Below are 15,859 nucleotides of genomic sequence, written 5' to 3' on the forward strand. Positions count from 1 at the left end.
AATCAGTCCTCCATGTCATCTATCATATTCTTGATTTCATCCAGATCCTTTTCAGTAAGATCTTTGCTCTTAACCAGCGTCTGAACCAGTTCCTTGGGTGATCCCTTGAACACTTTATTGATCAGATCTCCAATCAGGTTGGAGCGCACGGAGTCCGGTTGTTGGGCAGGGCTATAGACATAGGTGACTCCGTCTTTTCGGTATTTCAGATAGCCCTTTTCAGCCAAATTCTTCATGACCGTCATAATGGTGGTATAGGCGACCTCGCGTTCTTCCAGAATGCGCTTGCGGACTTGTTTAACAGTGGCTTCTTCCAGGTCCCACACATGATGCAGTACTTCCATCTCGGTTTCTCCCAGGGGAGTAAGTGATTTTTTCATAGTAGTAGACAGTTAATCGTTGGGTTCAAACTAGTTTTATATCCTTAGTACTAATATAATAGTATTAAGGGTTATGTCAAATATTTTTTGATTTTGGTAACAATATATCCTGAATGTTTACCCTAGGGAGGATGCCCTTTAATAGAAGAAGAGTTATTGTCGATTAATGGCTCATGGACTTAGAATTGGATGATTCAGGTGTTCCAGGCTATGGGGTATTTGTGGCATTTTCTTGTGGACCTCATTCATGAAGTTTCAAAACAGGTTTTGTTATTGCCCGACAGGCAGGGTATCAATTTGCACTTTTGGACTTTTCAGGAGCTATGACCCCGGGTATAAGGCCCTACCAATCTATTTGTCAGGACCTCTAACAGGAGGTGTTATAACTTTTGGTGATTGAAATGAAGCGGAGCAATCTCCAATGATCAGGAAATAGTGTAAATGAAGGCTTATTTACACGTATTTATTAAAAATAAAAAAGGCTTCCCCGCCGGTGAGCAGGAAAGCCTTAACTGCCAGGAGATACAGTGATTAAGTAGATAGAAGTCGTTTTAAAGACAATTTGAATTAAATCGTAAATAAGTCAATCCTCCTGTCCTCCTTCTCCAAAGCTTGTCCCGAAAACTATTGGCAGAGGAACTCCTGGCTTACGTTTACGTACAGGATGGCTAACGTCCCTCTTGAAGGAAAGGGACTTAGGGAGAGTTAACTCTCATCTAAAACTTTCTTTCAAATTGTTTCTCTTAAAGGATTTACTGTTTGGGTCAGCGCAAACTCCGGCCCGTGCTTGATCGCACCACCATCCATGGCCGATTCATGGGCCAGTAGAGCCACACAGGTCCATTTGGCCACCTGTATGGCACTGGGATAGGGATCCCGGTCTTTCCGTATCGCTGCAACAGATTCATGCGCGAGGTGCAGGTGTGATCCATCGTGACCACCGCCCTGAATGAACGACAAGTGTGCATGCTCCTCGGCGTCATAGCCCCTTCCTGGGTAAATTCCTGAATCGCATCAGGCCGCAGATCTCTGAGCAGCCTGCCGACTCGATAAAGAACCATTCATCCGGCAGGCGGTATATGCTGATTGATGATGCTTCTCTTGACCGTGCTTTGCGCGCGAAAAATACCAGGCATTTTTTTGGAAGGATGGAGCGACAGGAGGATGACTTTTTATAAGCAGCGGGCGGCGGGTTTGTCTGCTCTTTCTTTTCCCTCCCTCTGTCAAGGAAATTCCATAGCGCTGTCAGGCTTGAGAAAACCATTTGCATTATATGGTTGGAATGCTTAAAAATAAGAAGTGTATTAATAACACTTGGGAAATGCCATATTTATAACACTCAGGACGGCTAATTACCATGCAGAGCGCGGGACAGGGGGCACACTTTCGTTGGACATCAGGTAGTACTGAAGCCTGAAATACCTTGTTTCCAAAATGAGAAGTCAATCAATTAGAACAGCCAATTAATCATCAAACAATGAAACCATTATTATTTTTGTACGAGGGCATCAGCTGCTGGGGATGGAGCGGGGCGGTTTGTAGCCTTTTTATGCTATTTACCCTGGTTGGATGTGCCGGAGAAAAGTCCGAATCGCCGGATGAGGAACCGTCGGTTGCTGAACCTGCCCGTATTGTGGAAGAAGCTTTCGGGACCCTCGAAGATGGGCGGAAGGTACAGCTGTATACACTCACTAATGCGAATGACATGGTAGTACAGATCACAAATTACGGGGGGATTGTCACAGCCATACGTACGCCAGACAAGGAGGGAACTGTTGAAAATGTTGCTCTTGGTTTTGATTCACTTGAAGAATACCTGAGCGGACACCCGAATTTTGGGGCGCTTATTGGGCGCTATGGCAATCGAATTGCTGAAGGCCGTTTTGAGCTCAACGGCGAGAGCTATAGTCTCGCTCAAAATGACGGTGACAATCACTTGCACGGTGGAGAGGTCGGTTTTGACGATGTATTGTGGTCGGCCCGGATGACGGATGATGATGCCCTGGAACTCACCTATACCAGTGAGGATATGGAGGAAGGTTATCCCGGTCAACTTGATGTGAAGGTGACATACAGCCTGACGGATGATAATGAGCTGAAAATAGATTACGAGGCAACCACCACCAAAGCCACCCCGGTTAACCTGACCAATCACAGTTATTTTAATTTGACGGGAGACCCTTCCCGGGATATACTGTCTCATGTACTTGAGCTCAACGCAAGTCGGTATACCCCGGTCGATGAGGAGTTGATTCCGACCGGAGACATTGCAGCCGTTGAGGGGACACCTTTTGATTTTACCAAGCCCAAACCCATTGGCAGAGATATTGAGGAAACCGAAGGGGGATATGATCACAATTTTGTACTTAATCAACACCGGGATAGCCTGCAGCTGGCTGCAACAGTTTATTCGCCAGACAGCGGCCGGGAGATGAAAGTATTTACCACCGAACCCGGTGTACAGTTTTATACAGGTAATTTCCTGGATGGATCGCTCGAAAGCTCGCAGGGGATCCCCTTTGACCGCCACGCCGGATTTTGCCTGGAGACCCAGCATTTCCCGAACGCTCCCAATGAGCCTGATTTTCCTTCCACCATCCTCCATCCCGGTGAACAATACCGGACAACGACCATCTATCAATTTTCCACACGATAACCTAATTAATACAGATGACTGTCAATAGCCTTGAGAACCCGGTAATGCGTACTATTTTCCTCGTTGTATTTGTGCTTGGCCTGAGCGGTCCCGTATCGCTTCAGGCGCAGAACACCATGACGATCAATGCCGACCAGCCCCGGAACAAGATAAGCCGGCACATTTACGGCCAGTTTTCAGAACACCTGGGAACAGGTGTATACGGGGGACTCTGGGTGGGGAAAGATTCAGACATCCCCAATACCGATGGTTTCCGGAATGACGTGGTGGAGGCCTTGAAAGAACTGGAGATTCCAAATTTAAGGTGGCCGGGGGGATGCTTTGCCGACGAGTATCACTGGCGAGACGGCATCGGCCCGCAGGAGGATCGCCCGACCCGCATCAACACGCACTGGGGTATGGTGGAAGAAAAAAATGAAGTGGGAACTCACGAGTTTATGCGTCTGACAGAACTATTGGATACAGAACCCTATATTTCAGCCAATGTGGGGAGCGGCACAGTGCAGGAAATGGCCAGCTGGGTTGAATATATGACCTACAATGGAACCAGCACGCTTGCAAACCTGCGCCGGGAAAATGGACAGGAAAAAGCATGGGAGGTCAAGTTCTGGGGTATCGGGAACGAGAGCTGGGGCTGTGGCGGTAACATGCAGGCTGATTATTATGCAGACCTCTATCGACGATATGCCACCTTCGCAAAAGACTACAGCGGCAACGAGCTCTACAAAATAGCCAGTGGCTTCTCGGACGACAACTACGACTGGACAGAGACCGTGGTAAAGAATGCGGGGAGGATGATGGATGCCATTTCTCTGCACTATTACACCATTCCCACAGGCAACTGGGGGCAAAAGGGGCCATCCATGAATTTTGAAGAGGAGATGTATTTTTCCGGTCTCAGGCAGGGACTGAAGATGGACGAATATGTTTCTCGTCATTCAGCTATCATGGACCAGTATGATCCTGAGAAACGTATCGCACTGGCCGTGGACGAGTGGGGGATCTGGACGGATCCATTGCCGGGCAGTAACCCGGGCTTTTTGCAGCAGCAGAATTCCATCCGGGATGCGCTGATAGCTTCTACTACACTCGATATCCTGAACAAACACAGCGACCGCGTGCGTATTGCCAATATTGCTCAGACGGTGAATGTACTGCAGGCCATGATCCTAACAGAGGGTCCGGAAATGCTTAAGACCCCTACCTACCATGTGTTTGACTTTTATACCGTTCATCATGATGCCATGCTGTTGCCACTGCACATCGAAACTGAGGATTATAGCCATGGAGGTGAAAGTATTCCGTCGATTAGTGCAACGGCTTCCAAAGATAAAACGGGGGCCGTACACCTTACGGTGACGAACCTGCATGCCACGGAAGACAAGGAGGTTAGCCTGAATATCCGTGGCATGGATGTCGAAACGGCCGGCGAGGGACGTATTCTGACCGCCGATGCGGTCGATGCTGTTAATACCTTTGATAATCCGGACAGAGTATCGCCCGGACCCTTTGACAATTACACCCTGGAGGGGAACCAACTGATATTGCGCTTGCCTTCAAAATCTGTTATCGTCATACGCATAGAGTAATATACAGGGATAGTTGGTGACGGGTTATTCCCAGATTGTTATAACATTAAAGAGATTTTTTATGCAAAGCTATTATGAAGAGCACGATCGAATTCTCGTGGCGCTGGATTGCATCATTTTTGGATTTGATCGGAATGGACTGAAATTGCTGTTGATTAAGAGAGATTTTGAACCCGAAAAGAGCAACTGGTCGCTGATGGGGGGATTCCTGAAGCGCGATGAAAGCCTTGATGAAGCCGCTGACCGGATTCTTTATACATTAACCGGATTGGAGGATGTTTACCTGGAACAGCTTTATGGGTTTGGGGAGGTGGACCGTGATCCCGTGGAGCGGACCGTCTCCATTGCCTATTATGCCCTGATCAATATTCGGGAGCACGATCGTGAGCTTTTGGAGAAGTACGGTGCCCGCTGGTTTCCGATCAATGAACTGCCCGACCTTATTTTTGATCATCCGCAAATGGTGGAGGCAGCCAAATCACGACTCCGGTACAGGGCGTCTCACGAACCGGTTGGCTTTGAACTGCTGCCCGAAAAATTTACGATGCCTGAGCTTCAGATTTTGTATGAAGCGATTTATGAGACAAAGCTTGACAAGAGAAATTTCCGGCGCCGGATTCTTTCCATGGATGTGCTGGAGAAAACAGATGAGAAGCAGAAGAAATATTCCAAGAAAGGAGCCTATTTTTATACGTTCAACCAGGAAAAATACCGGGCAAAAATTAACAACGGAGACAGCCTGGTATTCAAGCCCATTAAGCTGTAACCGGGCAAAGATTCAGGCGGCTGCAGCTGTATGTTTATCACCTGCACCGGTGGTTGCAGTTTTGACTTCAAAATTTGGGAACAAAGAGGATGGAAGCAGACAAAAATTATATTATTGGTGTTGACTTTGGAACCGATTCCGTGCGTTCGGTGCTGGTCGATGCAGCTGGAGAGCTGCATGCCGAGGCGGTACATCAGTATGAGCGATGGGCCGACGGGTTATACTGCAACAGCAGGAAAAATCAGTTTCGACACCATCCACTTGATTATCTGGAGGGACTGGAAAACACCCTGAAGGAAGTGGTCGCAAGCGTTTCAGCTGCGATGGCCGGGCAGGTGTGTGGAATTGCCGTGGATACCACGGGATCCACGCCTGTTGCAGTAGACAAAAAGGGAAAACCATTGGCCCTGAGTGAGCCCTTCATGGAGAATCCCAACGCCATGTTTATCCTGTGGAAAGATCATACGGCCGTGCAGGAAGCTCAGGAGATTACCGACCTGGCAAAATCATGGGATGGGCCCGATTATACCAAATATGTGGGGGGCGTCTACTCCTCTGAATGGTTCTGGGCCAAGATGCTGCATACCATCAGGGAGGACAAAGCCGTGGGCGAGGCCGCTTATTCATGGGTTGAACTCTGCGACTGGATCCCTTTTGAACTAACGGGTGGGCAGAATGTGCATGCAATGAAACGAAGTCGCTGTGCAGCAGGGCACAAGGCCATGTGGAATGAGGAGTTTGGCGGATTGCCCGCAAAGGAATATCTGGAGCAGCTGGACCCGGAATTGGCGGATGTGCGCGATCGCCTGTATGAAAAAACCCATACCTCCGATGAAGCGGCGGGGACCCTCTCTGGGAGATGGGCCGAACAGCTTGGCTTGCCTGCGGATGTAACGGTGGCTGTCGGGGCTTTTGATGCACATATGGGAGCCGTGGGGGGGGAAATCGCCCCCTACTATTTAAGCCGGGTGATGGGGACTTCCACCTGTGATATTTTAGTCGCTCCCTACGAGGACATTCAGGATAATCTGGTACAGGGCATCTGTGGACAGGTGGATGGATCGGTCATCCCCGGTATGGTTGGACTGGAAGCCGGTCAATCGGGCTTCGGGGATGTTTATGCCTGGTTTAAAGACGTGATATACGAGCCTGTGGAAACCATCCTCATGCAAAGCACATTACTCCCTGATGAGCTGAAACAGGCGTTGACTGAAGAATTAGATCAGAAACTGTTGAAGACGCTGTCGGATCAGGCCGCTGCACTGGAAGAGACAGATACGGGTATTATTGCCCTCGACTGGCTCAACGGCCGCCGAACCCCCGACGCCAACCAGCTGCTCAAGGGAGCCATCGAGGGACTTGACCTGGGGAGTGATGCTCCCCGTATTTTCAAGGCGTTGGTTGAAGCAACATGCTTCGGGGCCCGTGCTATCGTAGAACGGTTTCGTGAGGAGGGGATTCCTATTGAGGGTGTCATTGGCCTGGGAGGGGTGGCTAAAAAATCGCCTTTTGTCATGCAGACACTTTCCAATGTGCTGGGGATGGATATTAAAATTGTTAAGTCGGAGCAGGTCTGTGCCAGGGGCGCAGCCATGTTTGCCGCCACGGCGGCCCAACTTTTTGATGATGTGACCGAAGCTATGAAAGAGATGGGCAACGGCTTTGGAAAGGTTTATTCACCGGAAAAGAAAAAAACAGCGGTATATAACCAGTTATATTCGCAGTATAAGTCGCTTGGTGAGATTGTAGAAGAGCGCATTGAAAGAGAATCAACAAGGTGAAACAGTCAGTATGAGTGATTTTAAAGCATTGAAACAGAAGGTCTATGAAGCTAATATGCGGCTTCCGGAGCTTGGCCTGGTATTGTTTACGTTCGGCAATGCCAGCGCAGCGGACCGCAAGCGTGAAGTATTTGCTATCAAGCCCAGCGGAGTACCCTACGACGAGCTCAGTCCTGAGGACATGGTGATTGTTGATTTTGACGGCAAGGTGTTAGAAGGAGAGATGCGACCTTCTTCCGATACCGAGACGCATGCGGTCTTGTACAAACACTGGGAGCATATAGGAGGAGTCGTGCACACACATTCAACCTATGCTACCGCCTGGGCGCAGGCTCAGAAAGATATCCCCATTATGGGGACAACCCATGCCGATCATCTGACCACGGATATCCCGTGTGCTGCGCCGATGAGCGATGATATGATTCAGGGAGATTATGAAGAACAGACCGGGTACCAGATTCTCAATGCCCTTGAAGATCGGGGTTTGTCATACGAAGAAACTGAGATGATTCTGGTGGGCAGCCATGCGCCCTTCACCTGGGGAAAATCAGCAGAGAAAGCTGTGTATAACAGCGCGGTGTTGGAGGAAGTGGCAAAAATGGCCTGCCTGTCGCTGCAGATAAATCCCGGAGCTCCCCGGCTTAAGGATACGCTCATAAAAAAGCACTGGGAGCGGAAGCATGGCGACGACGCATACTATGGACAAGGAAATTAACAGCATCCTATAATTAATTAAGATTACCAGCTAATGATTGAACAGCGCAAGCCCAGGATAGGGCTATTGGGAATAATGCAGGAACTGTATGATGATGACATTCCAGGCATTACCGAACATCAGGAGGATTATGCCCGCAAGGTTTGTACACAACTCAGCGATATAGCCCACTGGGAGTTTCCGCGGGCCGCCCGCAACCGGAGCGATATTGAGGAAATACTGGGTGATTTCAACTACAAAAATCTGGATGGCGTCATGATCGTTATGCTCACCTATGGTCCGGCCATGCGTGCGGTTCGCGCTCTTCAGCATAACAACTTGCCGCTGTTGCTGGCCAATATTCAGCCGGTTCCCGAAGTGACGACCGACTGGGATATGGATGATTTGACCTATAACCAGGGGATCCACGGCGTGCAGGACATGGCCAATGCGATGCTTCGAACCACCGGTGATCGCTTTGAGGTTATTTCGGCCGACTGGAAGAGTGAAGAGTTTGAAACATTTGTAGGCGATTGGGCCCGTGCAGCCCAGGCGGCATCGGAGCTGAAAAAGATGAAAATAGCATCCATCGGGAAAATGCACGGCATGGGTGATACACTTACCGACGAGGCGGCCTTTACCCGGGTTATTGGCCCGGAGGTCAATCGTGAGTACATAGGCCAGGTAGTTCGAAATATGGAGGCCATTTCCAGAAAAGAAGTCGAGGAACAGATGGCCATTGATCGCGAACGCTTTGAGGTGGATGAGGATATGCCGGAAAAAAACTTTCGATATGCCGTCCGCATGTATCTCGGGTTTAAACAGTTTCTCGTGGAAGGCGGCTACCGGGGATTTTCGGCCCACTTTGATACCTTTAAGGGCGACGGCCGGTTTAATCAGATCAACATGCTGACTGCCTCCAACCTGTTGGCTGATGGGTATGGCTATGCGGCCGAAGGGGATACGAATACGGCCAGTATGGTAGCTGCAGGTCATGTTTTAGGCGGTGATGCACACTTCACCGAAATGTACGCCATGGATTTTAAACAGGAATCAATGTTGATGAGCCATATGGGGGAGGGCAACTGGAAAGTGGCCCGTAAGGATGAACCCATACGACTGGCTAACCGTGAGTTGGGGATAGGAGATCTGAATAATCCTCCGACGACGGTATTCAGGGCCGAGCCGGGACCTGCCACCATCGTATCACTGGTGCACCTGGAAGGTGAGAAATTTCGTCTGGTTGCTGCACAAGGTGAGATCCTGGATACTCAGCAGTACCCCGCCATTGAAATGCCATATTTCCATTTCAGGCCCGATAGCGGCGTGCGAACATGCAATGATGGATGGCTGAAGGCAGGAGGGACGCATCATCAAACGCTGTTGTTGGGTGATCAGCGGCAGAAATGGCAAATGCTGTGCAAGATTCTGGGTATTGATTATATGGAGGTGTAACAGAAATGGCACTTGTCAGGAAGCTTTTTCATTATTAAACATAAAGGAGGGCATGCTGCATTTGTCTTTCAATCATAAACTGTTATCATAGGTCAGCTTAGGGAAGCCGTGCCGGGGCATTATCCAACCGGCTAAGGGATAAATTTGACCGCTGCCGTGCACGGACCTGAAGCAGCCGGGATGAGTGTACGGCCTGATGGAATTCACAGTAATATAAACGATAAAAGGAGTTTTATGGGAACACTTGCACTGGTGGACTGGATGGTCATCGGCCTGTATTTTCTGCTTATTGCTGGATTAGCCTGGTGGGTGATCAATCAGAAGACGGATACGACAACCGACTACTTTTTGGCCGGCCGGCATTTGGGATGGATTATCGTGGGCACCTCTATCTTTGCTTCCAATATCGGATCGGAACACCTGGTGGGACTGACCGGCACGGGGGCAACCGACGGGGTGGCCATGGCGCATTACGAACTGCATGCCTGGTGCCTGCTGGTGCTGGGATGGGTAATGCTTCCCTTTTATATCCGATCCAGGGTATTTACGATGCCTGAATTTTTGGAGAAGCGATTTTCTCCGTTGGCCCGTACACTCCTGTCCGGGATATCACTTATTGCCTATATACTCACCAAGATAGCGGTGGGTATTTTTGCGGGGGGCATTGTGTTCAGTGTTCTCATGCCTGAGCTCTCATTCATGGGAATGAACAGCTTTTGGATCGGATCGATCCTGGTGATTGTTTTTACCGGTCTTTATACCGTGCTGGGTGGACTTCGGGCCGTTGCCTATACCGAAGCCGTGCAAACTCTGGTGCTTATTTTTGGATCTGTGATGGTCCTGTATTACGGACTGGATGCCATCGGGGGATGGGGACGGTTATATGAAATTGCAGGGCCCGAGATGTTTGATTTATGGAAACCCATAGTTCCGGAAGGGGTCGATGCCACCTGGGCACCAGTCATGCAGGAGGGACAAATGGCATGGTACTTTAACAGTAATTATCCCTGGGTGGGAATGCTTTTTGCAGCGCCTATTGTGGGATTGTGGTACTGGACTACGGATCAGTACATCGTTCAGCGTGCGCTGGGGGCTCCCAATGAGAAAGAAGGTCGCCGGGGAACCATTGCAGCGGCATTTTTAAAACTTCTGCCTGTATTTCTTTTCATCATTCCCGGCATTATCGCCTTTGCCCTGGCCAAATCGGGAGAGATGGCTATCCTGCAGCAGGAATTGATGAATGAGCAGGGCGAGATTATCAATCAGAATGCACAGGCCTCTTTCCCGCTTCTGGTAGCCCATATCTTGCCGGTGGGCATCCGGGGTATCGTGGTAGCGGGACTCCTGGCCGCCCTTATGAGTTCATTGGCCGGCGTTTTCAATGCTTCCTCCACACTTTTCACCATGGACTTTTACAGCAAGTTCAAGCCCGGTGCTTCTGAACAGCATCTTGTTTGGATGGGACGGCTGGCAACGGTTGTCATGGTAATTATCGGACTGCTCTGGATACCGGTGATACAGGGTAGCAGGGGATTGTATGACTACCTTCAGGGGGTACAGGCCTATCTGGCTCCCCCGATATTTGTGGTTTTTTTCTTTGGCATCTTCTTCAAGCGGCTTAACAAGCAGGGGGCGCTATCGGCCCTTTTTATCGGTTTGTTCCTTGGAATATTCCGCCTGGCCGTCGATACGCCTGTAATGCTGGGTGACGGCTTTACCTATGCCGAAGGATCTTTCTTCTGGATTATTAATAATATTTTCTTTCAGTATTACAGCCTGTTTATTTTCCTGGTCTGTATTGCTGTGATGTTCGGGGTAAGCTATATGACGGATCCGCCCAAATATGAAAAGATTTCCGGCTTGACCTACGGAACCCTTACGGATGAGGATAAGCGGCTGTCGCGCGAGAGCTGGAACTGGGTGGATGTGTCACTTTCGGTTCTGCTTGTGGCTGTTATTGGTTTTATTTACATCTATTTTAGTGGATAACAGATAATTCCCTCCTTACCTATGCCTTTGGATGAGAGCATAACCCCAGAGGTTTGACGCATATGCAGCTGGGAAATTAACTTTTCAGGGGATACTACGTCACGGCAAAGAGCTTGGCCAGCAGTACCGACAGGGGTAGCAAGAGCAGAACCAGCAGGCCTGTAAAGAATCCGCCAAAGCCGGCTGCAATAGCAGCGTTCATCAGGATAAGGGAGAGGACACCGCGCTTAATAGCTTTCTTTATCAACTGCGGCTTGGGCTGAAGGGCTGCTTTTCCAAAAGGAGGGAGGACCATGGCACCGAAGAGCAGGATGAACGGAATAGCAAGAATAATGCTGTATCCGCGGAGAAAACCGAGCAGCAGCAGCCCGGCGATCACCAGCAGGATCAGTCCCAGGGCAGCAATTCCGGACTTTTTGCTGCCGCCGTGTATTTCTCCCTGGCTTACCAGTGTAATGCTCCCGATGTAAGTGACCGGCAGAAGGCCCAGAAACCAGAGGCTGCCCAGGGTAGCGGGCAGGATGCTGCATCCCAGTAAAAGATTGCCGCCCCGGCATCCACCCATAAAAAGGGGCCCCCACAGGGAAGAGTGTTTCGCCCAATAATCGTAAAGCAGGGCTCCGCCGCTGATAGCTGTGGCCAGAAGACCGGCCGTTGTATTGACCCGGAAAGCCGCGGCAATTCCGACCCCCAGAAGCATGAGTCCCATTAGTATGGCTCCGTCCCTGGAGGCCCGACCACTGGGGATAGCCCGCTCGGGACGTTCCCGCGCATCCAGTTCAGCGTCAAAAACATCGTTGAACACAACGCCGCCTCCATAGAGCCCAAAAGTGGAAAGAAGCAGCCATCCCAGGGCAGGAGGGTTGAGCGAGAACTCCATGCTGGAGAGGGCGACGGATCCTCCAGCTGCTGCATAACCCGCCATAATATCGGCAAAGGCCGTTATGATGTTGGCCGGCCGCAACAGCTCGCCATAAGCTCGAAGCCGGGAAACAAGGGAATGATCAGTTTGTTTTTTCAAGGAATGAAATTCAACTTGTAAGTCAGACAGTCAGCGGATCAACATGTTATCCGGAGCAACTACGAGGGATTCAAAATCTCAAAGACGTAAAGATCAGGCATCAGTGGATCCCTGAAAGCCGAAATTGTGAGATTCCCTGTGTCATAGTCAATGGCTGTTCCAGCCGGGTCTATTCGATGATGATATCGTCTTCGTCCGGATGTTCCTTTTCGATAAACGGTTTTGAACCGCCTCGTAATACCGTATTGCCCCCGTATGTTTTGCTTTGGTCGATCAGCGGACGATCCAGCCAGTCTTCCTCTTTCATCTGCCCGCTCTGTTTATAGGCATCGAGAGCATTCTGGTAACAGACTATTTGGACATCCTCTTTGCTGATGCCGCGATCCAGCATCAATTGGGCTGTTTTGGGAACCCCGAGAGGATCGCTCTTGCCCCAGTCTGCGGCACTGTCTACAAAAATTCGTTCGGTCCCATACTGCTTGACAATATCGACCATGCGCTCGTTGCCCATCTTGGTACCCGGGTAGATGGTGAAGGCGGTCCAGTAACCTCGGTCGAGTACTTCTTCAACAGTTTCCTCATTGTTGTGATCAACAATAACCCTGGAAGGATCGAGGCCGTGTTCCTCGCACAGGTCCATGCTTCGACTGGTTCCCTGCTTCTTATTGCGGTGGGGGGTATGAATGAGAACCAGCTTATCCATTTTCTTGGCGAGTTCAAGCTGCAGGTGAAAATATTTTTCTTCGAGATCCGTCATGTCGTCATAGCCGATTTCACCAATGGCAACGACCCCTTCTTTGTTGGCAAAACGAGGGAGCAGTTCCATCACATCCTCTGCCAGCTGTTCATTATTGGCTTCTTTGGCATTCAGGCCAATGGTGCAATAGTGCCGCACGCCGAACTGCTCAGCGCGAAATCGCTCCCAGCCTACGATCATGCTGAAATAGTCAAGCATGGAACTGGCATCTGTTCGGGGCTGTCCCAGCCAGAAAGCCGGTTCAATGACGGCAACCACACCGGCCTGGCGCATTGCCTCATAGTCATCGGTTGTTCGGGAAACCATGTGAACATGCGGGTCGATAAATTTCATTTCATCAATAGACATAGTGATAAGATACTTTGTTTCAAATTATGTAGAATATTCTGCAGCTAGTGCAATTGCTTTTACTTCTTATTAAACCGGACCCCAATCGTGTTCCAGTCAATTCCGGCCTCCTTAACTTTGTCAACCGTTTCCGGATGTTCATCGAGCAGCGCTTGGGCTTGGTCCGAGGGGCTGGCCGACAAGGCTAACACTGCGGCCTGCTGCTGAAGTTCATCATCATGGGTCAGTACCTTTTTGAGATCATCAATCGTATCCCCTTTGGCAAAAGGTCCCACCGGTCGCCAGAGCTCCGGTGATACGCTTCGGTCGGCTGCCCAGCGCTCGTGAGCATAGTCTGCGAGCATCCCGGCCAGCTTTTCATTTGCCCTCCGGTCGATGCCGTCGATAAGGTAGAGGGGGCTTTCAACAAACAGGGCCTTCAGAACGACCTGATTCCACGCGCCATCATCCATAAAATCGGCCGGATAGGGATTGCGAAGGGCTACAGCATTGAATACGGAGGTTATATTACTGCGAATTCCTTCGGCAGCCCGCTTGGTCAGATCTTCGGGATGAGGCAGAACCGGCAGGCTCTGGTACAGAGCGATGGCCTCATTCATGTCGCTGGAGATAAATGTTTTTTCCAGGATATCCAGAAAGTCGTCCTTTCCCTTGTTCGCTATACTCAACACCAGGTACGTCCGGCCCAGCTGATCCACCGACCAGTGTTCCGGCTGCCAGCCCCTGCGCAAATTTTCTGCTTGTTTGCCCTCTTGTTCGGAGAGCTCAAGCAGTTCTTTTCCCGTTTTTTGGGGCACGCCGCTGAAGGATGCGAAGAACTCCCAGTCTTCAGTTCCCATTTCGAGTTTTTCACTTGTCTCAGTTATCCAGGTCAGTGCTTCGCTGCTCAGCCGGTTCTCAAGCCACGTATGAATGGTTGAACGCAAGGTGGAAAAGTTAATTTGCTGTTGAGAGTTGGCCATCGTACTATTTTTTTTCTTGGGTTTAATGTGAGAATACAGCCTGATTTTTTGCGAAGATCAACGGTCCCTGAGACTTGCCGCCGGGAACCTACTGTAAGGATGATTTCAAAGAAATTCCACTCAAAATTATCGGATTTCACATAATATTACCATCTTTGCATCGGTTTTATAAAAAAATGCAAAACCTCCTTTTTTTACAATCGATTTTTGTTGCACTTATAGCGCTATTTAAATAGGTTCGCTTATTATGAAAATTATAGAGCAAAAAGTACCTGTTTCCTTTACCTACAATGTTCACTTCACCGAGGGGATTTTTGATAATGGCAACCCACTCTTTTCAGATATTATCCAAAAAGCCTCGCCGGAAGTAGCGCGCAATGTCTTGTTTGTCATCGATGCCGGAGTCGTTGACCACCATCCCGGGCTGCCAAATAAAATCAAGGCTTATGCCCATGCCCATGCCGGGGCCTTTAAACTGGTGCCGGAACTGCAGATCATTCCCGGCGGTGAGGCCGCAAAAAATGATCCGGAAATCATCGAAGAGCTGCATGAGGCTATTCATGAGGCTAACCTGGACCGTCATTCTTATGTGACCGCCATTGGAGGAGGGGCGGTATTGGATGCTGTTGGCTATGCCGCCGGCACTGCCCACCGGGGCATACGATTGATCAGGGTACCTACGACCGTGCTGGCTCAGAACGATGCAGGAATAGGAGTGAAAAATGGGGTTAACGCTTTTGGGAAAAAGAATTTTCTGGGCATTTTTGCTCCTCCCTTTGCGGTGTTGAATGATTCGGCTTTTTTACAGACACTCGACCAGCGCGACTGGCGTTCCGGGATATCGGAAGCCGTCAAGGTGGCCTTGCTTAAAGACGCTGTTTTCTTCGAATTCCTGGAAGATCAGGCGGCGGTACTGGACGGCCGCAATGAGGAGGCGATGGATCATCTCATCTATCGTTGTGCCGAGCTGCATATGGAGCATATCGCCACTTCGGGCGATCCTTTTGAAATGGGGTCCTCCCGCCCCCTTGATTTCGGACACTGGTCGGCCCACAAGCTTGAACAGCTGACCAACTATCATTTGCGCCACGGGGAGGCGGTGGCTATCGGGCTGGCACTGGATTGCATCTATTCCACCTTCGCCGGCATGCTGTCGGCTGCTGCGTGCCAGCGCATCTTACACATGCTGAAAGGAGCCGGCTTCCGCTTGTTTATTCCCGAGCTGACCCATGAGGTGGATGATCCCGAAAATCCGGAATCGATTTTCCACGGCCTGGAAGAATTTCGCGAGCACCTGGGCGGTGAGTTGACCATCATGCTGCTGGATGAGATAGGCAAGGGGCGCGAGGTGCACGAAGTCGATTATGGCCTCTATCGTAAGGCGATTGCAGAATTGCAGTCCTTTGAAGAGCAGGGAGTTGAAGCTTAGAGCTGTTGGCTGTTCATAGTCATATGTGTTCT

At 50.0% G+C, this 15,859-nt stretch carries 13 protein-coding genes; 8 read left to right on the plus strand and 5 right to left on the minus strand.

What is annotated here, in order from left to right:
- Nucleotides 1-2: 2 nt before the first annotated feature.
- Both FN808_RS12560 and FN808_RS12565 read right to left on the minus strand, forming a co-directional pair.
- The gene (locus FN808_RS12560) at nt 3-380 is read right to left on the minus strand and encodes a BlaI/MecI/CopY family transcriptional regulator (RefSeq protein ID WP_142714956.1); all 378 of its coding nucleotides are present in this window, start codon (nt 378-380) and stop codon (nt 3-5) included.
- A 729-nt stretch (nt 381-1,109) separates the two neighbouring features.
- Complete coding sequence (locus FN808_RS12565; protein WP_142714957.1) at nt 1,110-1,340, minus strand: hypothetical protein; 231 nt, start codon at nt 1,338-1,340, stop codon at nt 1,110-1,112.
- A gap of 589 nt (nt 1,341-1,929) precedes the next feature.
- On the opposite strand from FN808_RS12565, the gene FN808_RS12570 reads away from it, so the two are divergent.
- From FN808_RS12570 to FN808_RS12600, 7 genes are all read left to right on the plus strand, one after another.
- A complete protein-coding gene (locus FN808_RS12570; protein ID WP_185958401.1) occupies nt 1,930-3,036 on the plus strand; it encodes an aldose epimerase family protein in 1,107 nt (368 codons plus the stop codon).
- A 44-nt stretch (nt 3,037-3,080) separates the two neighbouring features.
- Entirely contained in the window at nt 3,081-4,625 is a 1,545-nt protein-coding gene (locus tag FN808_RS12575; RefSeq protein ID WP_142715048.1) for an alpha-N-arabinofuranosidase, read from the plus strand.
- 61 nt (nt 4,626-4,686) lie between these two features.
- Nucleotides 4,687-5,391, plus strand: a complete 705-nt coding sequence (locus FN808_RS12580) for an NUDIX hydrolase (RefSeq protein ID WP_142714959.1) — start codon at nt 4,687-4,689, stop codon at nt 5,389-5,391.
- A gap of 89 nt (nt 5,392-5,480) precedes the next feature.
- Nucleotides 5,481-7,172 carry a ribulokinase gene (locus FN808_RS12585; protein WP_142714960.1) on the plus strand — a complete coding sequence of 564 codons (1,692 nt, stop codon included), beginning with the start codon at nt 5,481-5,483 and terminating at the stop codon, nt 7,170-7,172.
- A gap of 10 nt (nt 7,173-7,182) precedes the next feature.
- A complete protein-coding gene (locus FN808_RS12590) occupies nt 7,183-7,887 on the plus strand; it encodes an L-ribulose-5-phosphate 4-epimerase (RefSeq protein ID WP_142714961.1) in 705 nt (234 codons plus the stop codon).
- Between the two features lie 33 nt (nt 7,888-7,920).
- On the plus strand, nt 7,921-9,321 hold the full coding sequence (locus FN808_RS12595; protein WP_142714962.1) for an L-fucose/L-arabinose isomerase family protein: 1,401 nt from the start codon (nt 7,921-7,923) through the stop codon (nt 9,319-9,321).
- A 234-nt stretch (nt 9,322-9,555) separates the two neighbouring features.
- On the plus strand, nt 9,556-11,310 hold the full coding sequence (locus FN808_RS12600; protein ID WP_142714963.1) for a sodium:solute symporter: 1,755 nt from the start codon (nt 9,556-9,558) through the stop codon (nt 11,308-11,310).
- 94 nt (nt 11,311-11,404) lie between these two features.
- On the opposite strand, the gene eboC is transcribed toward FN808_RS12600, so the two are convergent.
- From eboC to FN808_RS12615, 3 genes are all read right to left on the minus strand, one after another.
- Nucleotides 11,405-12,331 (minus strand): UbiA-like protein EboC, encoded by a 927-nt coding sequence (eboC, locus tag FN808_RS12605; protein WP_221930040.1) that lies wholly within the window; start codon nt 12,329-12,331, stop codon nt 11,405-11,407.
- Between the two features lie 169 nt (nt 12,332-12,500).
- Nucleotides 12,501-13,436: a TatD family hydrolase gene (locus FN808_RS12610; RefSeq protein WP_142714964.1), complete on the minus strand. Its 936-nt coding sequence runs from the start codon at nt 13,434-13,436 to the stop codon at nt 12,501-12,503.
- Between the two features lie 59 nt (nt 13,437-13,495).
- Nucleotides 13,496-14,398 carry an EboA domain-containing protein gene (locus tag FN808_RS12615; protein WP_185958388.1) on the minus strand — a complete coding sequence of 301 codons (903 nt, stop codon included), beginning with the start codon at nt 14,396-14,398 and terminating at the stop codon, nt 13,496-13,498.
- 247 nt (nt 14,399-14,645) lie between these two features.
- Here FN808_RS12615 and FN808_RS12620 point away from each other — a divergent pair, with 247 nt between their 5' ends.
- The gene (locus FN808_RS12620) at nt 14,646-15,827 is read left to right on the plus strand and encodes a 3-dehydroquinate synthase (protein WP_142714965.1); all 1,182 of its coding nucleotides are present in this window, start codon (nt 14,646-14,648) and stop codon (nt 15,825-15,827) included.
- The last annotated feature ends 32 nt before the right edge of the window (nt 15,828-15,859 follow it).

Source organism: Fodinibius sediminis, assembly GCF_900182555.1.
Taxonomy (GTDB): domain Bacteria; phylum Bacteroidota; class Rhodothermia; order Balneolales; family Balneolaceae; genus Fodinibius; species Fodinibius sediminis.